Source organism: Thalassococcus profundi (genome assembly GCF_003344785.1).
Classification (GTDB): Bacteria; Pseudomonadota; Alphaproteobacteria; order Rhodobacterales; family Rhodobacteraceae; genus Puniceibacterium; species Puniceibacterium profundi.
Genome location: NZ_QPMK01000021.1, coordinates 26,595 through 48,699, shown reverse-complemented (window position 1 = coordinate 48,699; position 22,105 = coordinate 26,595). Strand labels below are relative to the sequence as shown.

Genomic DNA, 22,105 nt, shown 5'->3' with positions numbered 1-22,105 from the left:
CCATTCACGCCCGCGTGCATCACGCGTGCGTCAGCCCCCGTCAGGGGCGTGTGAAACACCTCTGCCAACCAGAGTTTTGATTTCACGGGAAAACCGCGCGCCTCGTGACGGGGGGCTGAAAGGTTTCGAAGGGGTCCAGCGCTGGAATGTTACAGCGGCGCGCTGGTCGCTGCGGTGCGGCACCTGGGCCACTCTCGCGAGACGTGAGCGCTGTTACACGACCCGGCTCAGACGAAATCGCGCGGTTGGCCCGGTTTCGGGCCGGGATCGTCCGGCCCCAGCATCTGCGCGCGCACGCGCGGGGCGTCCGCGCAGACCACGTCGATCACCGCGTCCAGCGTCACCAGCGCGAAATGCTGCAGCGGAAAGGGCGCGGCGTCGGCGGCGAATGTGCTGGCGGTGATGTAATCGAGATAGGCCGACCGGTCGTAGCGCCGTAGCATGGTCGAGACATCCTCGTCCGCTTCGGGCACCACGTAACTTTCGTCCCGCCAGCCATAGGCCACGCAGTTCTCGAATGTGATCTCGTAGCGCAGGCAGCCCGCGCCGGTTTCGATCGCATGCATCGGGCCGAGGATGCGGTCGACCTCCGGGTCGCCGGTGCCGGCCATTTCCTCGCGCTCCGACACCTCGGCGCCGTCGACCCAGAGCGTGACCGCATCGAAGGACGGTCCCGCCTCCAGGTCGTGGAACCGAAGGTAGCGCTCGGCAGCGAGGAGCCCGGTGGCGTCCGGCCCGATCATGCGCCGCGCAAGTCGGGCGGGGTCGCCTCCGCCGCGAGGTCGCGCACCAGCTCCTCCAGCGCCACGACGCTGGTCTGCTTTTCGCCAAGGCGGCGCAGGGTAGCGGTGCGTTCCTCGACCTCGCGTGCGCCCACGGCCAGGATCACCGGCACCTTGCCGACCGAATGTTCGCGGACCTTGTAGTTGATCTTCTCGTTGCGGACATCGGCTTCGGCGCGCACGCCCGCGGCGGTCAGCGCCGCCACGACCTCGTGTACGTAGTCATCCGCCTCCGAGATGATCGAGGCCACGACGACCTGCCGCGGCGCCAGCCAGAACGGCAGCTTGCCTTCCCAGTTCTCGATCAGGATGCCGATGAACCGCTCGAAGCTGCCCAGCGTCGCGCGGTGCAGCATGAAAGGCCGGTGCTTGGCCCCGTCGGCGGCGATGTAATTTGCGTCGAGCCGCTCGGGAAGGTTGGGGTCGACCTGGAAGGTGCCGCATTGCCAGACCCGGCCGATCGCATCGGTCAGGTAGAAGTCGAGCTTGGGGCCGTAGAAGGCGCCGTCGCCCGGCTCCAGCCTGTAGTCGCGGCCCACGGCCTTGATCGCGTTCTCGAGCGCGCCCTCGACGTAATCCCAGCTTTCCTCGGTGCCGACGCGCTTTTCGGGGCGGGTGGCAAAGGCGATCTCGAAGCTATCGAAGCCCAGTTCGCGGTAGATGTCGGCGGTGAACTCGATGAAGCGGGCGCATTCCTGCTGGATCTGCTCTTCGGTGCAGAAGATATGCGCGTCGTCCTGGGTGAAGCCGCGCACCCGCATGATGCCGTGCAGCGCGCCCGAGGGTTCGAACCGGTTGCAGGATCCGAATTCGGCCAGCCGCAGGGGCAGGTCGCGGTAGGACTTGAGGCCCTGGTTGTAGACCTGCACGTGGCAGGGACAGTTCATCGGCTTCAATGCGTTGATCCGCGTCTCGGCCTTGTTCTTGACGCTGGCGTCGTCCTCCTCGCCGTCGCGGGACTCGTCGACTTCGACGATGAACATGTGGTGCTGGTACTTGTCCCAGTGGCCGGATTTCTCCCACAGCTTGCGGTCCACGACCTGCGGCGTGTTGATCTCCTTGTACCCGCCGGCGCGCTGCTTGCGGCGCATGTAGTCCTGCAGTGTGGTGTAGATCGTCCAGCCGTTCGGGTGCCAGAAGACCTGGCCGGGCGCTTCCTCCTGCATGTGAAAGAGATCCATTTCGCGGCCCAGTTTGCGGTGGTCGCGCTTGGCGGCCTCTTCCAGCATGTGCAGATGGGCCTTGAGCTCTTCCTTGTTCGGAAAGGCCACGCCGTAGATACGCTGCAACATCGCGCGGCTGCTGTCGCCGCGCCAGTAGGCGCCGGCCACCGACATCAGCTTGAAGGCATCCGCCGGGACCTGACCGGTGTGTTGCAGGTGCGGGCCGCGGCACAGGTCCTGCCAGTCGCCGTGCCAGTACATGCGCAGCGGCTCGTCGCCCGGAATCGCCTCGATCAGCTCGACCTTGTAGGGCTCGCCGCGGTCCTCGTAATACTTGATCGCAACATCGCGCTCCCAGACCTCGGTGCGGACCGGGTCGCGCTTGTTGATGATCTCTTTCATCTTCTTTTCGATGGCGCCCAGGTCCTCGGGGGTGAAGGGTTCGGCGCGGTCGAAGTCGTAATACCAGCCGTTCTCGATCACCGGGCCGATGGTGACCTTCACGTCGGGCCAGATCTCCTGCACGGCGCGGGCCATGATATGCGCGAGGTCGTGGCGCACCAGTTCCAGCGCCGGGGCGCGGTCGGCCATGGTGTTGATGGCGATGCCGGCGTCGGCCTCGATCGGCCATTGCAGGTCCCAGTGCCGGCCATCGACGGTGGCGGAAATCGCCTTTTTCGACAGCGACCTGGAGATCGACTCGGCGACCTCGGCAGGGGTCACGCCAGCGTCGTACTCACGCGCGTTGCCATCGGGAAAAGTCAGGGAGATCTGGGCCATGTCGGCCTCCTCGTCGGTTTGGCGCCCACGGAACGCCCGGTTGCGGGTTATGATGCGCGCCCTATGTCGCAACAGCGGAACCGGCTGTCAAGCAAGGGCGTTGGCGGGGGATTCGCAGGGACAACACGAAGGGCGGCGGCCGCATGACAGATCTGAACACCGAACTTTACGGCACGCTGACCGACGACGACGGCGAGGCGACCCGGACCGAGGCGCGCAACGGCGCGCGGCACATGGTGTCGCTGTCGATGACCAAGGTGGCGGACGGTCTCATTGACCCGAAACTGGTGCTGAGCTGGCTGATGAACGGCCTTGGCGCCCCCGCCGTGCTGGTGGGCGCGCTGGTGCCGGTGCGCGAAGCCGGGGCGCTGCTGCCGCAGCTGTTCCTGGCGGGCTGGGTCGAGAGCATGCGGCATCGCAAATGGGCCTGGATCACCGGCTGCCTCGGGCAGGGCCTCGCGGCGGCCGCCATCTGTCTCTTCGCGCTGACGCTGGAAGGCTGGGCCGCGGGGCTCGCCATCGTCGCGGCGCTGGCGGTTCTCGCGGTGTCGCGGGCCTGCGCCTCGGTCAGCTACAAGGACATTCTCGGCAAGACCATCCCCAAGACCCGGCGCGGGTCGGTCAAGGGCGTGGCGGGGTCGGTGGCGTCCATCGCGGTGCTGGTCTTCGCGCTCTTGCTGATGTCGGGGCTGGTGCAGAACACGCCGGCGCTGATCGTCGCCATCGGCCTCGCGGCGGCGCTGTGGTTCTGCGCCGCGGCGGTGTTCTCGACGCTGCGGGAAAAGCCGTCGGAGCCCGAGGCGCGGGAAGGTCTGGATTTCACGCCGTTGCGCGAGGATGCGCAGTTCCGCTGGTTCATCGCGGTGCGCGGTCTGCTCACCGCCACAGCGCTGGCCCCGCCCTACCTGGTGCTGCTCGAGGGCGGCGAGGGCGCGCTGTCGCGGCTCGGCGCGCTGGTGCTGGCCTCGGCGGCGGCGGCCTTTGTCAGCTCCTATGTCTGGGGGCGGCTGTCGGACGTGTCGTCGCGCCGGGTGCTGATGCTGTCTGGCCTTTCCGGCGCAGTGGCGATGCTGGCGGCGGTTGCGGCGGCGCTTCTGGGGTGGGCCTCGGTCTACGGCGTGATCCCGGCGATTCTCTTCGTGTTGATGATCGCCTACCAGGGCGTGCGCAGCGGGCGGTCGACCTACCTTGTCGACATGGCGCCCGAGGATGCGCGGTCGACCTACGCGGCGCTGGCCAACACCGCCATCGGCGTGCTGCTGCTGGTGACCGGTCTGATCGGCGGGGCGCTGAGCTTTGTCGGGCCGGTGGCGGCGCTTCTGGGCTTCGCGGTTCTGAGTGCGGCGGGCGGGATCATGGCGCTCCGGTTGCGCGAGGTGGAGCGGGGGTGACCGCCTCCGCGGAGGCGGTACGAGAGGCGCTGCCTCTCGTGCTCTCCGGAGGTTTATCGGCAAGATGAAGGGGCGGTGGCTGTCACCGCCCCGCGTCGTTCCAGGCGGTCAGGACCGCGGCGGCGATGGCCGGGATGCAAAGCCGGCCGGCGGTGACGATCAGCGGGTGCAGCGGCATCCGGCCATGTCCGAAATCATGCCGGCCGCATGGGCCAGGCGCAGCCGGAAGGCGGCGGCGCTGGCCCAGACCGTGATCGCGTTGGTCCCGCCCGCGAGATGCGCGAAGATCACCACCACCGCGAAGGGCATCGCCTGTTCCAAGAGGTTCAGATGCTCCCGGTGCACCCAGGCCGGACAGTCGGTCAGGGGCGCGGACCGGGCGAAGGCGTCGGCGGCGGGGTGCCTGTTGACGCCGACGATGCAGGGAACCCGCAGCGACGCCGCGAGGATCGCGGTGCGGGTCAGCCAGGTGCGTTCTTGGCTCCTGCCGTCGTCTCCTCTGCAAAGCGGTGGCTCTGGCCGGTCTCCAGCCAGGTCTTGAGCCCGGCCGCCCACCGCGCCCAGCCGTCGGCGACGCCGTTGGTCGCCACCGGGTGATGCAGGCCATAGTGCTCTACGGTCAGGCGGCAGTGGTCGCCTTCGCAGGCGATCAGGAAGACCGATCGCGATGGCGGCGTATCGTCCCATTGCGGCGCGAAGGTCGCTTCGATCCGGTGCATCGGCTCGGCCCGGATCGTGCGGTTGCGGAACATCGGGCTGCCGTCCGCCGCATCCATCACCAGTGTGTCGCCGTCCCAGCGGATGTCGCGGGCGATGAAGTGGTAGGCGTTCATCTGATCGACATCGGTCAGTGCTTCCCAGAGCGCCGCTTGCGTGCAGCGGATGAAGGTCTGCAGGATGAAGTCTGGTTTCGTGCTCATCCGGCCATCTCCGGCGCAAAGCGGTGGGTTTTGCCGGTTTCCAGCCAGGTCTTGACGCCCGCCAGGAACCGCGCCCAGCCGTCGGCCACGCCGGTCTGCGTGGCGGGCAGGTCGTCATGTTCCACGGTGAGCTTCATGCCGCTGGCGGTCGCTTCCACGAGGTAGACACAGCGCGAGGGGGTCCGGTCGCCGCCCCAGCCGGGTTCGAAGGCCATTTCGATCCGCGACTTGGGGGTGATCGAGATCACCCGGTTCGACAGCATCGGCGCGCCGTGCGGATAGAGATAGGCGACGCTGTCGCCGGGGGCCTGCATGTCGCCCCGAACGGTATCACAGGCGAAATGGTATAGCGCGATCAGCTCGCCGCGGGTCAATGCCTCCCACAGGGCGTCGTGGGTGCAGTCGATGAACGTGGTCATCGTGAAATCGGGTCTGGTCATGGTCTGTCCTTCAAGGGTTGCCTTGAGGTGGCTCAGCGCCCGGGCCTGAGGCCGCAGGAAGGGGTGGACCCAGCGGTCGACCAGCTCCTGCAGTGGCAGGGCGTTGAGGTAGTGGTATTTGAACCGTCCCGCCTTGCGCGTGACGATCAACCGGGCGTCCTCGAGCATCTTGAGATGCTTCATCACCCCGAACCGTGTCATGTCCAGCTGCTCGCACAGGTCGGTGAGTGTCTGCCCGTCCGTCTGCCGGAGGCTGTCCAGCAGGGCACGGCGGGCCGGGTCGTTGAGAGCTTTGAAGATCGCGTCCATAAGGCCTTATATGTGATTCCATAGTCACGTGACAATATGGTAACTTATTTTTGTATGGAGACGCGGTGTGGGGGCGCTGCCCCCGTCGCCTTTGGCGCCTCCCCCGAGGTATTTGGAAACCGGAGAAAACGGCGGGCAACGGGGCTGGCCACCGACGCGCTGGATTGGCAGAGTGCGGGACAAGGAGGTGCGCATGGCGGAAGTTGAGTACTTGGAAGGCCCGGGCGGGCGGCGGCTGGCCTATGCCTTCACGCCCGGGCGCGGGCCGGTAATTGTGTTCCTGTCGGGCTACAAGTCCGACATGCAGGGCACCAAGGCGGTGCATCTCGAAGCCTGGGCCGAGGCGCAGGGGAGGGCCTTCCTGCGGCTCGACTATTCCGGGCACGGGGCGTCCGGAGGCGTGTTCGAGGAAGGCGCCATCGGCGACTGGGCGGCGGATGCGGAGACGGTGGTGCGCGCCGTCTGCACGGGGCCCGTGGTGCTGGTGGGGTCGTCCATGGGCGGCTGGATCGGCTGCCTGCTGGCGCGGCGCATGGGGGCGCAGGTCGCGGGCTTCGTCGGCATCGCCGCGGCGCCGGATTTCACCGAGGACGGCTTCTGGGCCGGGTTCGACGCCGCGCAGCGGTCGCGGATCATGGACGACGGCGCGGTCGAGCTGCCTTCGGATTACGGCGATCCCTACGTCGTCACCCGGCGGCTGATCGAGGACGGGCGGCAGAACCTGGTGCTGCGCGCGCCTCTGCCGATGCCGTTCCCCGTGCGGCTGATGCAGGGGACCGAGGACACGGCGGTGACTCGCGCCACCGCGCTGGCGCTTCTCGATCATATCGACGGGCCGGACGTGCGGCTGCAATTCGTGAAAGGCGCAGATCACCGGTTCTCCGACCCCGCCTGCCTGACGCTGATCGAGGCGGCGGTGCGCGAGGTCGCCCCGTGAAGATCGCGCTCTCGGCGCTGGTGCTGCTGGCGGCGGGTCTTGGGGCGCTGTGGCTTTTCGGCCCGCGCGAGCCGGTGGCGGTCGGCGTGGTGTTCGACGAAAGCCGCCTCGACGGGGGCATCGATGCCTATCTCGCCGCTCAGGAGGCGCCGGTGCCGGGCATCACCCCGGGCACGGAAAAGCGCGTGCTCTGGGCCGGGGCGCCCGAGACCCGCACCGACTGGGCCGTGGTCTACCTGCACGGGTTTTCGGCCACCTCCGAGGAAATCCGCCCGCTGCCGGACCGGGTGGCAGAGGCGTTGGGCGCGAACCTGATGTTCACGCGGTTGGCCGGGCATGGTCGCGACGGGGCGGCGCTGGCCGAGCCGCAGGTCGGCGACTGGATGGCCGACGTGGCCGAGGCGCTGGCGGTGGGCCGGGCCATCGGCGACCGCGTTCTGATCATCGCCACCTCGACCGGCGCGACGCTGGCCACCATCGCGGCGCGGGACCCGCAGATGGCACAGGGGGTGGCGGGCATGGTGTTCCTGTCGCCCAACTACCGCGTCCGCAACACGGCGGCGGTGATCCTCACCTGGCCCGCCGTGGAATGGTGGGGGCCGCTGGTCGCCGGAGAGACGCGCAGTTTCGCGCCCGAAAACGACCGGCACGCACGCTACTGGACCACCTCCTATCCGACCCGGGCGGTGTTCCCGATGGGGGCCGCAGTGGCTTATGCCCGCGAGATGGATCATGCCGCGCAGACGGTTCCGGCGCTGTTCCTGTTCTCGGACGAGGACGCGGTGGTGGACGCGTCGGCGACGCGCGCGGTGGCGGGCGCCTGGGGAGCCGAGGCCACCGTGCAGAGCGTCACCGTGGGGCCGGGCGACGACCCGTCGCACCACGTCATTGCCGGGGACATCCTGTCGCCCGGCCTGACCGATCCGCTGACGCAGCGGATTCTCGACTGGATGGAGACCCTGCCATGACCGACGCCCCCCTCGACCAACGCGTGAGCCTGATCACCCTCGGCGTGCGCGACCTGGCGCGCGCCACGGCCTTTTACGAAGCGCTGGGCTGGCGGCAGGTGGACACGCCCGACGGGATCGTGGTCTTCGACCTGCTGGGCCAGAGCCTCGGGCTGTATCCCCTGGAGGACCTTGCCCGCGACATGGGGCTGGAAGTGGCGGACCTGGGCACCGGGGCCGCGACCCTTGCCTGCAACCTGCGCGACAAGGCCGAGGTGGCCGACGTGCTGGCCAAGGCCGAAGCTGCGGGCGCGCGGGTTCTGAAACCCGCGCATGACGTGTTCTGGGGCGGGCATATCGCCTATTTCGCCGATCCCGACGGCCATGTCTGGGAACTGGCCTGGAACCCGTTTTCGCCGCTGTCGCCCGAAGGCGCGTTCCGCTGGGACGGGTACGGCGCGCCGGAGGCATGAGACGCCCGCAGAGCATGTGGAGCCTCGAGACGCTGGGCCGCGTGCGCCTGTCGACGCATTTTTACATGCGCGATTTCCTCTATTCCGAGATCGGCAATTTTCATGCGATCCGGAACATTCCCGACGACCCCGATCTCGCCATCGACCGCGGGCGGCGGTTCTGCGCCGTGCTGCTCGACCCGTTGCAGGAAACCTTCGGGCGCATCGCCATTCGGTCGGGTTATCGCTCCGCCACGCTCAACGCCTATGGCAACACACATGGGCTGAATTGCGCGCGCAACGATTATCCGCTGGAATGTCACATCTGGGACCTGCCCGACCGTCCCGTCGCCGGGGCGACGGTGGTGATCCCGTGGTTCGCGGACCGCTATGCGGCGGGCCGCGACTGGCGCGACCTGGCCTGGTGGCTGCACGATCACCTCGACTATTCCGAGGTCTGGTTCTTTCCCAAGCTCTGCGCCTTCAACCTCAGCTGGCGGCCCGCGCCGCGGCGGCGCATCGATAGCTACATCGCGCCGAAAGGCACCTTGCTGAAGGCGGGGGCAAAGCCCGCCGAGCCGCCGCAGGAGCGCGCCGCGCGCTATGCGGACTTTCCGCCGTTCCGCGGGATTCCGCATCCCTGACACCATTCGTTAACCATGTATCGCTAACGCTTTGTCCATGAACCTTACCCGGGGCGACAAAGGTGCGGGCATGAAGACTTTCGATCCCAGCTACCGGGATTTCGGCGAATTCCTCGAAGGCGTGACCGATGCGGTCTGGCAGCAGCGCGGCCTGGCGGCGGGGGTGGGGCGGTTCTACCACCCCGAAACGATCCAGCGGCGCGGCGACGGCATCAGCTTCGGCGCGGGCGAGGTGGCGGCGGTGGCGTTGGCCGACCTGGCCGCCATGCCGGACCGGATGCTGATGACCGAAGACATGGTGTGGTGCGGCGACGCGGCGCGCGGCTATCTCGGCGCGCAGCGGGTGCTGTCGCGCGCCGTGCACACCGGGCCGGGTATCTGGGGGCCGCCGACGGGCAAGCGCGTGCTCTGGCGCGAGATGGTCGAAAGCTATGCCAAGGACAGCCGGATCAGCGACGAATGGCGGATCTGTGACACCGGCGGGGTGATCCGGCAACTGGGTGGAGAGGCGCGCGACTGGGCCCGCGCGCGCCTGCCGCTCTGCGATCCGGCCAGTCAGCCGCTCCGGCCCGAAGTCGACGCGCCGGGGCCCTACACCGGGCGCGGCAACGACAACCGCTGGGGCGCGGCCTTTGCCGGCATCCTCGAGCGCATCGTCGCCGCCGACATCGCGGTTATCGCCGACCAGTACGACCGCGCCTGCCAGGTCGACTATGCCGGGGGCCGCGGCGGTCATGGCCACGGCGCGGCCGAGGCGTTCTGGATGGGGCTGCGGTCCGCCTTTCCCTCGGCCACCTTCACCCTGCATCACAGCATCGGGATCGAGGCGCCGCTGATGCCGCCGCGCGCGGCGCTACGCTGGTCGCTGGACGGGCGGCACGACGGCTGGGGCCTGTTCGGCGCGCCCTCGGGGGCCGAGGTGCATGTGATGGGCATGAGCCACGCCGAACTGGGGCCGGGCGGGGTGCGGCGCGAATGGACGCTGATTGACGAGGCGGCGGTCTGGATGCAGGTTCTGCGGGCCACAGGCTGATCCGCAGGAGGGCACCATGCCGCCACTGTCCGACACCACGAGGGACGTCTACGAGCGCGCTGCGGCGGGCTGGGACGCGCGGCGCAACCGCAGCTTCTTCGAAAGGTCCTGGATCGACCGGGCTGTGGCGGAGGTGGCGCCGGGCGGCGCGGTGCTCGACCTGGGCTGCGGCGCAGGGGAGCCGATCGCGGCCCACCTGATCGCGCGCGGCTTTGCCGTGACCGGCGCCGATTTCGCACCCGCGATGCTGGCGATCTGCCGGGCGCGGTTTCCGCAGGCGGCCTGGGTCGAGGCGGACATGCGCGCGCTGTCGCTGGGCACGGCCTTCGAGGCGATCATCGGCTGGGATTCCTTCTTTCACCTGACGCCGTCCGAACAGCGTGCGGCGCTGCCCCGCATCGCCGCGCGTCTGGCGCCCGGCGGGCGGCTGTTGCTGAGCGTCGGACCGAAGGCGGGCGAGGTGACCGGCACCGTGGAGGGCGCGCCGGTCTACCACGCGTCTCTGGACGCCGAGGACTATCGCGCGATCCTCGCCGCCGCCGGCGCGCCGGTCGAAACCTTCGTGCCCGAGGATCCGACCTGCGATTACCACTCCGTCCTGCTGGCGCGAAAACCACGCGGGCGGCCTGTTTCCGCGCAGTGAGGCCTCCGGGCTTTCCAAGGCCCATGCTTCTGATAGGCTGAGGAAAACGGCGTAAAAGCGCCTCGCGTGAAGGGCAGTACACGCAATGATGTCTGACAGGTCCGTCCCGAAACCCACACCGCCCGGCGGCGCCCGGACGCGGATCGCGGAGCCGCTGGTGCTGCTGCCGGGCCTGATGTGCGACGCACGCCTGTTCGCGCCGCAGATCGAGGCACTGTCGCGCGAAACCTCGGTCTTGGTGGCGCCCACGGCGCTGGGCGAACGGCTGGAGGAAACGGCCTCGACTTTGCTGGATCAACTGCCGTCCAAATGCGCGCTGGCGGGACACGGGCTGGGCGCGATGGTGGCGATGGAGATCCTGCGCCGCGCGCCCGAGCGGGTGACGCGGATCGCGCTGATCTCGACCCATGCGCTGGCGGATACCCCGCAGGAAGCCGCGGCGCGCGAACCGCAGATCGTCGGCGCCCGCGCCGGACGGCTGGCCGAGGTGTTGCAGGCGCTGGTGCCCGCAAGCGCGCTGGCGCCGGGGCCGCAGCGGGCACGGCTCGCGGCGCTGCTGGCGCAGATGGGACAGGACCTCGGGCCCGAGGCGCTGGTCCGCCAGGCCCGTGCGCTGCAGCGGCGGCGCGACCAGCAGGGCACGCTGCGCCGCTGCCGGGTGCCGGCGCTGGTGCTTTGCGGGGCGCAGGACACGCTGATGCCGCTCAAGCGCCATGCCTTCATGGCCGAACTGATACCCCACGCGCTGCTGCGGGTCATCGAGGACGCCGGCCATCTGCCGACGCTCGAGGCCCCCGAAGAGACGACCGGCGCCTTGCGCGATTGGCTGCGCCAGCCCTACGTCCTGCGCTGATCCGGCGGTGCGCGCCCGCAGGGCGCGCACGGGATGTCTCGTCCTTGGCCTGGCGGCCTGCGTCCTCGGGGGTGCGTTGCGGGCGTAACGCGCCGGAGCCGGTATCAAGAGAACGGCTGCGACAGGAGCCTCCGGCGGGAGTTTATAAGCAAGATTAAGCCGGATCGGAGCATTGACCGCGGCAACGGTGCGGCTTATGCGCTGGGGCGCGCGGAGGGCCGGATGGCCGCGGCGGGGATTGCGATCCTCGTCGAGGAAAGTCCGGACTCCCTGAAGCAACGGTGCCGGGTAACGCCCGGGCAGGGCAACCTGACGGACAGCGCCACAGAGAACAGACCGCCCCGGCCTTGGCCGGGGTAAGGGTGAAACGGTGGGGTAAGAGCCCACCACGGGCCTGGCAACAGGACCGGTGATGGCAAGCCCCACCGGGAGCAATGCCAAATAGGGACCCCGCGCGGGGCTGATCCCTTCGGGGATATCGCCGCAGGGCCGCTTCAGCCCGAGGGGTCCGGGTTGGCAGCTTGAGCGGCGCAGCGATGCGTCGCCCAGAGGAATGGTCATCGCCCCTATCGGGGTACAGAATCCGGCTTACAGGCCCTCCGCGCGCATGGCTTGCCGAATATCTTGACCCGGCCCGGTTGACTCGCGGCGCGGGATGCGTAAAAGCCGGGGTTCAGTGATTTCACGGGCCGATCCGCGCCCGGTGCAGGAGACGACCCATGGCGAAGCCAACCACCATCAAGATCCGCCTGAATTCGACCGCAGGCACCGGCCACTTCTACGTGACCAAGAAGAACGCTCGCACGATGACGGAAAAAATGTCGGTCAAGAAATACGACCCCGTCGTGCGCAAGCATGTCGAGTACAAGGAAGGCAAGATCAAGTAAGATCGCCTTCCGCTCGAGGGACAGTGAACGCCGTGCGGACCGCAAGGTCTGCGCGGCGTTTTTCTTTGCACGGGTCCTTCGGTATCCTGAGGGCAGGCCAGCCTCCGGCAGTAAGCTTTGGGGTCCGGCACGGTCACTCGTCACTTGATCCGCTTGCCTGGCCTGCCTGTTGCCTGACCCGCCGAATGCAAAAGGGCCGGTCGCAATGACCGGCCCCCGTCTGTGTCGTGTCGCTGCTGCGTTTATTCGCGATTGCCGAACAGTTGCAGCAGGAACATGAACATGTTGATGAAGTCGAGGTACAGACGCAGCGCGCCCATGATCGCCGACTTGCCCAGCCATTCGCTGTCGCCGTGGCGGGCGTGTTCGATGTACTCGTTCTTGATCGACTGGGTGTCATAGGCGGTGAGACCCGCGAAGATCAGCACACCCAGGATCGAGATCGCGAACATGATCGCGGGCGAGCCAAGGAAGATGTTGACGATCGACGCCACGACAAGGCCGATCACGCCCATCAGCAGGAAGGTGCCCCAGCCGCTCAGGTCCTTTTTCGTGGTGTAGCCCCAGAGGGACAGGCCGGCGAAGGCGATCGAGGTCACGAGGAACACCTGCGCGATCGAAAAGCCGGTGAAGGCCACGAAGATCCACGACAGCGACAGGCCCATGACGGCGGCGAAGACGTAAAAGAATGTCTGCGCGCCGGCCACGGACAGGCGGTTGATAGCGGCGCCGAAGGCAAAGACCATGATCAGCGGCGCGAACATCACGATCCAGCCCAGGATGTTGGGTTGCAGGGTCGCAGGATCGCGGAAGACCGCCAGCAGTTCCGGGCTGGTGCCCACGGCCCATGCCACGGCAAAGGTCAGCAGCATACCAATGGACATGGTGCTGTAGACCTTGTTCATATGTGTGCGCAGACCCTCATCGATCTGGGCGGTGCGGGCGCCTGCAGCGGTCGTCCGCATCGTGTTGTACTCAGCCATTGAAGCCTCCGAATTGAACATGTTGGCCGGTTATACGGCCTATGGGGCAGATATTGGCAGAGGGACACCGCTTTTCAAGCTTTTCCGGAGCGTTTCGGTCGGAAACGACATGTTTCCCGGACGCGCGGCAGCGAAGCCCGGAGACTCGGCGCGCGGCCCGGTCAGTCGCGCCAGGTCGTCGGGACGTCCCAGAAAGGGCGTGTCGCTTCGATCCGGGCGTCTTCGGCGCTCAGGCCGAGGTCGCGCAGCCGGCTGGCGTCGAGGGCGGCGAGCGCCCGGCGCTGGCGTGCAACTGCGCGCAACTGCCGCAGGCGCGACAGAAGGCCGAAACGGGGGGTCGGAGCGATGAGGCGGGAAATCTGCGAAAGGGTCATGCCGGTTCCTTCGGATTTTGTGATGAATGGCGTGTTTGTCATATTGTCTGTTGATATATACGTTACCGAGTTGTATTTCGGAAACGAATGATAGTGACCATCTGCATCACGGAGCGTGATGAATGCGAAATCTCGATATCACCACCCTTCGGTCTTTCCTCGCCGTCGCGCAGTCCGGCGGGGTGACCCGCGCCTCGGGCTTGCTCAATCTCACCCAGTCGGCGGTGTCGATGCAGCTCAAGCGGCTGGAGGAGTCGCTGGGTCTGCAATTGCTGGACCGCTCGGGCCGTGGCGTCACGCTGACGGCGGCGGGCGACCAGCTGCTCACCTATGCCCGCCGGATGGTCGAGATGAACGACGAGATCTACGCGCGGCTGACCGACCAGGCCTACGAAGGCGAGATTCATTTCGGCGTGCCCGAGGATATCCTGTACCCGGTGGTGCCGCGGGTGCTGCAGAAATTCCATGCCGCCTATCCGCGGATGCAGGTGCATCTCACCACGTCGAACACCATCAGGCTTTTGCAGATGTTCAACCGCGGCGAGGTCGACCTGATCCTCACCACCGAAGAGCGGAGCCATGGCGAGACGCTCGACGAAACCCCGCTGCGTTGGCACGGGGCGCCGGGCGGCACCGCCTGGAAACAGCGCCCGCTGCCCTATGCCCAGGCGCGGATCTGCGCTTTCCGCTCGACGGTGATCCGGCGGCTCGAGGCGGCGGGCGTGCCGTGGTTCCAGGTGATCGATTCCGACAGCGACCGCAGCATCGAGGCCACGGTCAGCGCCGACCTGGGCGTGGTGGCGCTGCTCGAAGGGCATGCACCGCCGCAGCTGGCGGCGATCGACGTGGGCGATGCGCTGCCCGATCTCGGGACGATGAAGATCAACCTGCACGTGGAGCCCGCCAAGGGCGAGCCGGTGCAGGCGCTGGCGGACATGGTGCGCGGCGGGTTCGCGGCGCTCTGAGCAGCGCCAGGACGCGACGCGCGGTTGCGGCCCGCCAAAAGATGATCGACGCCCGCCGGCCTCGACCCGTCCTCAGTCGATGGTGATGACCACCTTCCCGGTCGAGGCGCGGCTGCGCAGCAGTTCCAGCCCCTCGGCCGCGTCCTCGAGCGGTAGCACGTGGCTCACATGCGGCGTGATCTTGCCCGCGGCATACCACTCCAGCAGCGTGGCCAGGCTGCCGGTCAGCACCTCGGGACGGAACGACAGGTAGCCCCCCCAGTAGAGGCCCAGCACCGAGATGTTCTTGACCAGCAGGTGATTGGCCTTGATCTGCGGCACGTCGCCGCTGGCAAAGCCGATGGCCAGGTAACGCGCCTCGGGGTTGCAGGCGCGGAAGGCGGCGGTGAACTGTTCGCCGCCCACCGGGTCATAGACCACGTCGGCGCCGCCCAGATCGCGCACCGCGGCGCGGATGTCGTCGGTCTTGGCGTCGATCAGGTGATCGGCTCCGGCGGCGCGCGCCGCCTCGAGCTTGTCGGCGCCGCGGGCGCAGGCGATGACCCGCGCGCCCATGACCTTGCCGATCTCCACCGCGGTCAGGCCGACACCGCCCGCCGCCCCAAGCACCAGCAGCGTTTCGCCCTCGGCCAGCCGCGCGCGGTGGTCGAGCGCCAGGTGGCTGGTGCCATAGGCGATCTGGAACGCCGCCGCCGCCACCGCATCCATGCCCTCGGGCAGTTTGACCGCCCGCGCCGCATCGAACACGCCGAACTCCGCCAGACCGCCCTGGCCGCCAAAGACCGCGACCCGGTCGCCTGGCGCGAATCGCGTGACCTCTGCGCCGGTCTCGACCACCTCTCCGGCCACCTCCATCCCGAGGGTGAAGGGCAGGGGCGGCGTTTCCTGGTACTTACCATTCTGCATCAGCAGGTCGGCAAAGTTCAGACCGCAGGCCCTGATCCGGACCAGAACCTCGCCGGGGCCGGGGCTGGGGCGCGGCAGGTCGGCCAGGGCGGCGGGCTGGTCATGGTCTGTCACCTGGTAGGCGCGCATCGAAATCTCCTTGCGACGAATTTCACGAAAGTGCGGTTGCGCCACCGTAGCTTGACCTCGATCAGTTGCAACCTGACGCAGAGCCGTAAAGAGCGCCGCAATTTCCGAGACAAACTCGCCCTTGAAGTGCATTTTGTTAACCAACTCCAGCATCTAGAAATCAATTATCTTGCTTATGAAAAGATTTCCGATGTAACTTCGGCGCTATTACAAAGGGCTATGGGGCAGCAGGTTCGGGCTGCCACCGGGGTAATGTCCGGGCGATGCCCGGAAAAGCTGAGTAGAAGTTGAAGGATAGGTATATGACTCACCCTGTGGACGTCCATGTCGGCAAACGCATTCGTCATCGTCGTTGGCTGGTCGCAATGACCCAACAACAACTGGCGGAAAAGGTGGGCATCAAGTTCCAGCAAATCCAGAAATACGAAACCGGCGCCAACCGCGTCAGCGCCTCCCGTCTCTGGGACATTGCCGATGCGCTCGACGTGCCGGTCAGCTTTTTCTTTGAAGGGATCGAGGAAAACCCGGTTCAGGCCAATGGCAACGATGCGGTGCCCGCGGATCTGCTGGGCGACAAGGAAGCGCTGGACCTCGTGCGGTCCTACTACGCGATCCCCGAAAACCAGCGGCGGCGCCTCTTCGAACTGGCGCGCGTCCTGTCGGACGTCGCCTGATCTCCCGCACCTGACCTCTGTCGCTTGACCGCGGCGGCCGGCCTGACCTACCTGTGCCCGGCACAGCGCAGGAGCCAAGCCGCATGACCGATCTTTCCCAGGCCGAGATGCAGCATCTCGTCGCCACGGCGCAGGCCATGGCCGATGCCGCGCGCGCAGTGATCCTTCCGAAATTCCGCTCCTCCGCGCTGGCGACGGACAACAAGCAGCAGGGCGGGTTCGACCCCGTGACCGAGGCCGACCGCGCCGCCGAACGCGCCATGCGCGACGTTCTGGCGCGCGAACGGCCCCACGATTCCATCCTGGGCGAGGAATACGGCACCCGCGACGGGACCAGCGGCCTGACCTGGGTGCTGGACCCGATCGACGGCACCCGCGCCTTCATCTGCGGCACCCCCACCTGGGGTGTGCTCATCGCGGTCGCCGATGCCACCGGTCCGATACTGGGCGTGGTGGACCAGCCCTATATCGGCGAGCGGTTCATCGGCGGGCTGGGGCAGGCGGCCTGGACCGGCGCACACGGCGGCGGTACGCTGCGCACCAGCGGCGTGACGCGGCTGGATCAGGCGCGGCTCTTCACCACCTTCCCCGAGGTCGGCACGCCCGAAGACCGGGCGGCCTTCGAACGGGTGGCGGCCCAGGCGAAACTCACCCGCTATGGCCTCGATTGCTACGCCTACGCGCTGCTGTCCATCGGGCATGTCGACCTGGTGATCGAGGCCGGTCTCAACGCCTATGACATTCAGGGACCCATCGGCATTATCGAAGCCGCGGGCGGCATCGTCACCGACTGGGAAGGCGGACCCGTGCACAACGGCGGTCGCGCCGTGGCTGCCGCCACGGAATCATTGCATCAAGAGGCTCTGGCGGCGCTGAAGGGCTGACAGGCGCCGCGGAATGGGGTAGGCCTTGCCCGTCCGGTGAGTCCTTGCCCTTTTCTGTCACCGGTCCGCGTTTTCACACCGAAAAGGGGTCAAAGGTGTGAAACAGCCATGTCCGATATCCTGATCCGCAATGCCCGCAGCGTCCTGACGATGGACGACTCGTCTCGCGAACTGCAAGGCGCCGACATACTCCTGTCCGAAGGCGTGATCGCCGGGATCGGAACCCGTCTTGCCGCGCCGGGGGCCGAGGTGATCGACGCCGCCGATTGCGTCGTGACCCCCGGGCTGGTCAACACCCATCACCACCTCTACCAGAGCCTGACCAAGGCGGTGCCCGGCGCGCAGGATGCGCTGCTGTTCGGCTGGCTGCAGCGGCTCTACCCGATCTGGGCGCGGTTCGGCCCCGAAGAGATGCATGTCTCGGCTCTGACCGGGCTGTCGGAGCTGGCGCTGTCGGGCTGCACGCTGACCTCGGACCACCTGTATCTCTATCCGGGCGGCGCGCGGCTCGACGACACCATCGTCGCGGCGCAGGAGGTGGGGCTGCGGTTTCATCCGACGCGCGGATCCATGTCCATCGGCGAATCGGCCGGCGGTCTGCCGCCGGATTCGCTGGTCGAGGGCGAGGCCGCGATCTTGGACGATTGCATCCGGGTGATCGACGCCTTTCACGACACGTCGGCAGGCGCCATGGTCCGCGTCGGCGTTGCGCCCTGTTCGCCGTTTTCGGTCAGCCGGGAGCTGATGCGCGACGCGGCTCTGCTGGCGCGCGACAAGGGGGTGATGCTGCACACGCATCTAGCCGAGAACGACGAGGACGTGGCCTATTCGCTGGCGCAGTTCGGCTGCCGTCCGGGCCAGTATGCCGAGGATCTGGGCTGGACCGGCGCCGATGTCTGGCATGCGCATTGCGTGAAGCTGGATGGACAAGAGATTGACCTCTTTGCGAAAACCCGCACTGGTGTGGCGCATTGCCCATGCTCCAACTGCCGGCTCGGGTCCGGCGTGGCGCCGGTGCGGGCGATGCGCGATGCGGGCGTGCGCGTCGGGCTTGGTGTCGACGGGTCGGCCAGCAACGACACCGGCAACCTGATGGCCGAGGCGCGGCAGGCGATGTTGCTGCAACGGGTGACGCGCGGCGCCGACGCGATGTCGGCGCGCGAGGCGCTGTGGATCGCCACGCGCGGCGGGGCCGAGGTGCTGGGCCGCGACGATTGCGGGCAGATCGCGGTGGGCCGGCGCGCGGACCTCGCGCTTTGGGATGTCGGCGGAATCGAAGCGGCTGGCAGCTGGGACCCGGCGGCGCTGTTGCTGGCGGGACCGATGACGGCGCGGCACCTGCTGGTCGAAGGCCGGCAAGTGGTGCGCGACGGGCAGATGGTGACGGTCGACCTGCCGCGGGTCATCGAACGGCAGAATGTCCTGGCGCGCAAACTGGCCGAGGCGCTGTGACGCGGATGTTTCGCGGGCGAAACATCTGACCGTACGATCAAAGGGTTAAAATCGTTAACTATTCTGCGCTGCTGTTGGGCGACAGGCGCTGTCAGGCGTCGCCCTTGACCTGCCGTCCGCCAATCCAGACCGCCCGGATCGCCCGGTCGTCGCCCATCATGATGGTCGGAAAAAGCGCCTCCCACAGATCCTCCGCACGCGCCGCCCGCTGCGCGATGGCGGGGGTCGAGGCCAGATCGACCGCGACGATGTCCGCCTCCATCCCCGGCGCGAGCGTACCGATCCGGTCGCCGAGGTGCAGCGCCTCCGCAGAGCCTTGCGTCGCCAGCCACCAAAGCTCTGACGCATGCAGCGGCGTGCCGCGCAGCTGGCCGATCTCGTAGGCGGCGGCCATCGTTCGCAGCATCGAAAAGGATGACCCGCCGCCGGTATCCGTGGCCAGCCCGACCCGCTGCCCCGCCGCCCGCAGACCGGCCATGTCGAAAAGGCCCGAGCCGATGAAGGTGTTCGAGGTCGGGCAATGCACCACGGCTGCGCCGACCTCGCGCAGGCGGTCGCGTTCGCGCGGCTCCAGATGGATCGCATGGCCGTAAAGCCCGCGCGCGCCCAGGAGCCCGTGCGCTTCGTAGGTGTCGAGGTAGTCGCGGGCCTGCGGGTACAATGACGTCACCCAGGCAATCTCGTCGGTCTGTTCGCTCAGGTGAGTCTGCATCAGGCAGTCCGGATATTCGGACCAGAGCGCGCCCATCGCCTCGAGCTGTTCCGGCGTGGAGGTGGGCGAGAACCGCGGCGTGATCACGTAGGACAGCCGGTCCACCCCGTGCCAGCGCTCCAGCAGCGCGCGGCTATCGTCATAGGCCGATCGCGCCGTGTCGCGCAGGCCCTCGGGCGCGTTGCGGTCCATGCAGGTCTTGCCGGTGCAGATCCGCTGCCCGCGCGCCTGCGCCTGCGCCATCAGCGCCTCGACGCTTGCGGGATGGATCGTGGCAAAGGAACAGATCGTGGTCGTGCCATGATCGGCGGTCAGGTCGAGGTAGCGCGCGGCGATCTCGGCCGCGTAGGCGGGGTCGGCAAAGCGCATTTCCTCGGGAAAGGTGTAGGTGTTCAACCAGTCGATCAGCCGCTTGCCCCAGCTGGCGATCATCGCGGTCTGCGGGTAATGCGCATGGGCATCGACGAACCCCGCCGAGAGCAGCGCATCGCCGCAATCGACCACCGTCGCGTCGGGATGCGCGGCGCGCAGCTCGGGCCCGCCGCCGGTCGCCGCGATCATACCGCCGTGGATCAGCACGCCGCCATGGCTGTCGTGCCGGGCGCTGTCTGGCGCGCCGTCGAACGCCAGGGTCTGGCCCAGGATCAATGTCTTTTCGGGCATGGGACGCTCCGTCGCTAATCACGTTGCGATTAGCCGAGCATGGCGGAGAGGTAAATTGCCCGCAGCCCTGTTGCATGGTCCGGTGCTTCTTCTATGGTCCGCACGACGCAGCGCAAATCACGGGGGGCCGGCATGAGCGAAGACACCGAATCGCAGGTCTCCGAAGAACCGCGCGAGGACGAGGACGACGCCTATGCGCTGAATCCCAAGGCGGTGGCGGCGATCCTCTATGCCGTCGACATCAGCGACCGCGATCAGCTCGTGGAGCTGATGGAGCCGCTGCACGCCGCCGACATCGCCGACCTTCTGGAGCAGATCAACGCTTTCGACCGGATGCGGCTGATCAAGCTTTACGGCCAGGAATTCGACGGCGAGATCCTGACCGAACTCGACGAATCGATCCGCGAGGAGGTGATCAACCTCCTGAACCCCGAGGTGCTGGCCGACGCGGTGCGCGAGCTCGACAGCGACGACGTGGTCGACCTGCTCGAGGACCTCGAGGAAGACCGCCAGACCGCCATCCTCGAAGTGCTCGAAGACAGCGACCGGGTGGCGGTTCAGCAGTCGCTGACCTACCCGGAATATTCCGCCGGCCGCCTGATGCAGCGCGAGGTGGTGATGGCGCCCGAGCACTGGAACGTGGGCGAGGCCATCGACTACCTGCGCAACACCGAGGACCTGCCGGAGCAGTTCTACCACATCGTGCTGGTCGATCCGCGCCTGCGCCCGGTGGGCAACGTGCCGCTGGGCACGCTGATGTCGTCGCGCCGCGAAGTGATGCTGAAATCCATCGTGTCGGACACCTTCCATGTCATTCCTGTGACCCGCTACGAGGGCGAGGTGGCCTATGCCTTCAACCAGTACCACCTGATCTCGGCCCCGGTCGTGGACGAGAACGAACGGCTGGTGGGCGTCATCACCATCGACGACGCCATGGCGGTGCTGGACGAGGAACACGAGGAAGACATCCTGCGCCTCGCCGGGGTGGGCGAGGAAAGCTCGCTGTCGGATTCGGTTCTGGAGACAACGAAACAGCGCTTTCCCTGGCTCGCCGTGAACCTCGTGACGGCGGTCCTGGCCTCGCTGGTCATCGCGCAGTTCGAAGAGGCGATCGCGACCGTGGTGGCGCTGGCGGTGCTGATGCCGATCGTGGCGTCGATGGGGGGCAACGCCGGCACCCAAAGCCTCACCGTGGCGGTGCGGGCGCTGGCCACCAAGGACCTTACCGGGTCGAACGTCTGGCGGGTGATCCGGCGCGAGGTCATGGTGGGGCTGATCAACGGGCTCGCCTTCGCGGTGGTCATGGGGCTGGTGGGGCTCGTGTGGTTCGGCTCGCCCGCCCTGGGCTACGTGATCGCCGCGGCCATGGTCATCAACCTTGTGATCGCGGGGCTCGCGGGCACGGTGATCCCGGTGCTGCTGGAAAAGGTCGGCGTCGATCCGGCACTGGCCTCGGGCGCCTTCGTGACCACGGTCACGGACGTGGTGGGCTTCTTCGCCTTCCTCGGCCTTGCCGTGCTGGTGCTGCTGTGATCGGTCCGCAGCTCCTCGAGCCCTTGCGGCCTCTCTTCGCGGGCGGCCGGCAATGAGCCTGGACGCGGAAAAGGCCGCAGCGCGCAAGGCCGCCTTCGTCCGGCGCAAGGCCGCGTTCGACGCTGATCCGGGCACCGGCGCGGGCCTGTTGTCGAGCGTTCTGGCAGGCTACCGCGGCGTTCCGGTCTCGGGCTACCTGCCGATCCGCACCGAGATCGACCCGCGTCCGGCCATGGCCGAGGCCGCTGCTCACGGACCCGTGGCGGTTCCGGTGATCGAAGGCGCGGGCCTGCCACTGAAATTCGCGCTTTGGCAGCCCGGCATGACGCTGGTCGACGGTCCCTTCGGCGCGCAGATCCCCGCCGCCCCCGAATTCATCGAACCCGAGATCCTGATCGTCCCGCTGGTGGCCTTCACCGCTGCGGGCGGCCGGCTCGGCTACGGCGGCGGTTTCTACGACCGTACGCTCGAACGGCTCCGCGCCAAACGTCCGACGCTCGCCGTGGGCTTCGCCTATGCCGCGCAAGAGGCCGAAACGCTGCCGATGGAGCCCACCGACCAACCGCTCGACATGATCGTGACCGAAGCCGGTATCCTCGAGCCGCCCGGCCCGCTCTAGCGCAAGGGCGTCCCTTCATCTTGCCAATAA

Annotated in this window: 24 protein-coding genes and 1 other RNA gene; 16 read left to right on the top strand and 9 right to left on the bottom strand. The window is 67.7% G+C overall.

The genetic code is table 11. The features are described from left to right. Positions 1 to 227 precede the first annotated feature (227 nt). Positions 228 to 743, bottom strand: a complete 516-nt coding sequence (locus DU478_RS19835) for a hypothetical protein (protein ID WP_114512625.1) — start codon at positions 741 to 743, stop codon at positions 228 to 230. After that, entirely contained in the window at positions 740 to 2,725 is a 1,986-nt protein-coding gene (thrS, locus tag DU478_RS19830) for a threonine--tRNA ligase (protein WP_114512624.1), read from the bottom strand. Before thrS ends, DU478_RS19835 begins: the two co-directional genes overlap by 4 nt. Before the next feature lie 143 nt (positions 2,726 to 2,868). On the opposite strand from thrS, the gene DU478_RS19825 reads away from it, so the two are divergent. After that, entirely contained in the window at positions 2,869 to 4,116 is a 1,248-nt protein-coding gene (locus DU478_RS19825) for an MFS transporter (protein ID WP_114512623.1), read from the top strand. A 159-nt stretch (positions 4,117 to 4,275) separates the two neighbouring features. On the opposite strand, the gene DU478_RS19820 is transcribed toward DU478_RS19825, so the two are convergent. From DU478_RS19820 to DU478_RS19810, 3 genes are read right to left on the bottom strand one after another with little or no spacing between them, the layout of a single operon-like run. After that, the gene (locus DU478_RS19820; RefSeq protein WP_233501464.1) at positions 4,276 to 4,671 is read right to left on the bottom strand and encodes an MAPEG family protein; all 396 of its coding nucleotides are present in this window, start codon (positions 4,669 to 4,671) and stop codon (positions 4,276 to 4,278) included. Further along, a complete protein-coding gene (locus DU478_RS19815; protein ID WP_114512622.1) occupies positions 4,578 to 5,036 on the bottom strand; it encodes an SRPBCC domain-containing protein in 459 nt (152 codons plus the stop codon). The genes DU478_RS19820 and DU478_RS19815 overlap by 94 nt, the downstream gene beginning before the upstream one ends. Further along, positions 5,033 to 5,785 carry an ArsR/SmtB family transcription factor gene (locus DU478_RS19810; RefSeq protein WP_114512621.1) on the bottom strand — a complete coding sequence of 251 codons (753 nt, stop codon included), beginning with the start codon at positions 5,783 to 5,785 and terminating at the stop codon, positions 5,033 to 5,035. The genes DU478_RS19815 and DU478_RS19810 overlap by 4 nt, the downstream gene beginning before the upstream one ends. 193 nt (positions 5,786 to 5,978) lie before the next feature. Between DU478_RS19810 and DU478_RS19805 the strand changes: the two genes are divergently transcribed. The 9 genes from DU478_RS19805 to rpmG all read left to right on the top strand — a co-directional run bounded on the left by DU478_RS19805 (position 5,979) and on the right by rpmG (position 12,181). Then, a complete protein-coding gene (locus tag DU478_RS19805) occupies positions 5,979 to 6,722 on the top strand; it encodes an alpha/beta fold hydrolase (RefSeq protein ID WP_114512620.1) in 744 nt (247 codons plus the stop codon). Then, entirely contained in the window at positions 6,719 to 7,690 is a 972-nt protein-coding gene (locus DU478_RS19800; RefSeq protein WP_233501462.1) for an alpha/beta hydrolase, read from the top strand. Before DU478_RS19805 ends, DU478_RS19800 begins: the two co-directional genes overlap by 4 nt. Then, a complete protein-coding gene (locus DU478_RS19795) occupies positions 7,687 to 8,142 on the top strand; it encodes a VOC family protein (protein ID WP_114512618.1) in 456 nt (151 codons plus the stop codon). Before DU478_RS19800 ends, DU478_RS19795 begins: the two co-directional genes overlap by 4 nt. 14 nt (positions 8,143 to 8,156) lie before the next feature. Then, positions 8,157 to 8,765 carry a hypothetical protein gene (locus tag DU478_RS19790; RefSeq protein ID WP_114512617.1) on the top strand — a complete coding sequence of 203 codons (609 nt, stop codon included), beginning with the start codon at positions 8,157 to 8,159 and terminating at the stop codon, positions 8,763 to 8,765. Between the two features lie 70 nt (positions 8,766 to 8,835). Next, entirely contained in the window at positions 8,836 to 9,798 is a 963-nt protein-coding gene (locus DU478_RS19785; RefSeq protein ID WP_114512616.1) for an ester cyclase, read from the top strand. Positions 9,799 to 9,814: 16 nt separating this feature from the next. Then, positions 9,815 to 10,441, top strand: coding sequence for a class I SAM-dependent methyltransferase (locus DU478_RS19780; protein ID WP_114512615.1), 627 nt, complete (start codon positions 9,815 to 9,817; stop codon positions 10,439 to 10,441). Between the two features lie 88 nt (positions 10,442 to 10,529). Further along, a complete protein-coding gene (locus DU478_RS19775) occupies positions 10,530 to 11,294 on the top strand; it encodes an alpha/beta fold hydrolase (RefSeq protein ID WP_233501459.1) in 765 nt (254 codons plus the stop codon). A 210-nt stretch (positions 11,295 to 11,504) separates the two neighbouring features. Next, positions 11,505 to 11,901, top strand: an RNA gene (gene rnpB / locus DU478_RS19770) — RNase P RNA component class A. Between the two features lie 112 nt (positions 11,902 to 12,013). Continuing rightward, a complete protein-coding gene (gene rpmG / locus DU478_RS19765; protein WP_114512614.1) occupies positions 12,014 to 12,181 on the top strand; it encodes a 50S ribosomal protein L33 in 168 nt (55 codons plus the stop codon). Positions 12,182 to 12,423: 242 nt separating this feature from the next. On the opposite strand, the gene DU478_RS19760 is transcribed toward rpmG, so the two are convergent. Next, entirely contained in the window at positions 12,424 to 13,164 is a 741-nt protein-coding gene (locus DU478_RS19760) for a Bax inhibitor-1/YccA family protein (protein ID WP_114512613.1), read from the bottom strand. Between the two features lie 161 nt (positions 13,165 to 13,325). Beyond that, complete coding sequence (locus DU478_RS19755) at positions 13,326 to 13,538, bottom strand: DUF1127 domain-containing protein (RefSeq protein ID WP_114512612.1); 213 nt, start codon at positions 13,536 to 13,538, stop codon at positions 13,326 to 13,328. Between the two features lie 122 nt (positions 13,539 to 13,660). Here DU478_RS19755 and DU478_RS19750 point away from each other — a divergent pair, with 122 nt between their 5' ends. Further along, the gene (locus DU478_RS19750) at positions 13,661 to 14,503 is read left to right on the top strand and encodes a LysR family transcriptional regulator (protein ID WP_114512611.1); all 843 of its coding nucleotides are present in this window, start codon (positions 13,661 to 13,663) and stop codon (positions 14,501 to 14,503) included. 72 nt (positions 14,504 to 14,575) lie between these two features. On the opposite strand, the gene DU478_RS19745 is transcribed toward DU478_RS19750, so the two are convergent. Further along, positions 14,576 to 15,538, bottom strand: a complete 963-nt coding sequence (locus DU478_RS19745; RefSeq protein WP_114512610.1) for an NADPH:quinone oxidoreductase family protein — start codon at positions 15,536 to 15,538, stop codon at positions 14,576 to 14,578. Between the two features lie 302 nt (positions 15,539 to 15,840). On the opposite strand from DU478_RS19745, the gene DU478_RS19740 reads away from it, so the two are divergent. From DU478_RS19740 to DU478_RS19730, 3 genes are all read left to right on the top strand, one after another. Beyond that, entirely contained in the window at positions 15,841 to 16,212 is a 372-nt protein-coding gene (locus DU478_RS19740) for a helix-turn-helix domain-containing protein (protein ID WP_114512609.1), read from the top strand. 83 nt (positions 16,213 to 16,295) lie between these two features. Continuing rightward, positions 16,296 to 17,096, top strand: a complete 801-nt coding sequence (gene hisN / locus DU478_RS19735; RefSeq protein WP_233501458.1) for a histidinol-phosphatase — start codon at positions 16,296 to 16,298, stop codon at positions 17,094 to 17,096. Positions 17,097 to 17,204: 108 nt separating this feature from the next. Further along, entirely contained in the window at positions 17,205 to 18,548 is a 1,344-nt protein-coding gene (locus tag DU478_RS19730; RefSeq protein ID WP_114512608.1) for an 8-oxoguanine deaminase, read from the top strand. A gap of 91 nt (positions 18,549 to 18,639) precedes the next feature. Here DU478_RS19730 and guaD read toward each other — a convergent pair whose 3' ends face one another. Further along, positions 18,640 to 19,923 carry a guanine deaminase gene (gene guaD / locus DU478_RS19725; RefSeq protein WP_114512607.1) on the bottom strand — a complete coding sequence of 428 codons (1,284 nt, stop codon included), beginning with the start codon at positions 19,921 to 19,923 and terminating at the stop codon, positions 18,640 to 18,642. A 132-nt stretch (positions 19,924 to 20,055) separates the two neighbouring features. On the opposite strand from guaD, the gene mgtE reads away from it, so the two are divergent. After that, positions 20,056 to 21,456 carry a magnesium transporter gene (gene mgtE / locus DU478_RS19720; RefSeq protein ID WP_114512606.1) on the top strand — a complete coding sequence of 467 codons (1,401 nt, stop codon included), beginning with the start codon at positions 20,056 to 20,058 and terminating at the stop codon, positions 21,454 to 21,456. A 52-nt stretch (positions 21,457 to 21,508) separates the two neighbouring features. After that, positions 21,509 to 22,075, top strand: coding sequence for a 5-formyltetrahydrofolate cyclo-ligase (locus DU478_RS19715; protein WP_114512605.1), 567 nt, complete (start codon positions 21,509 to 21,511; stop codon positions 22,073 to 22,075). The last annotated feature ends 30 nt before the right edge of the window (positions 22,076 to 22,105 follow it).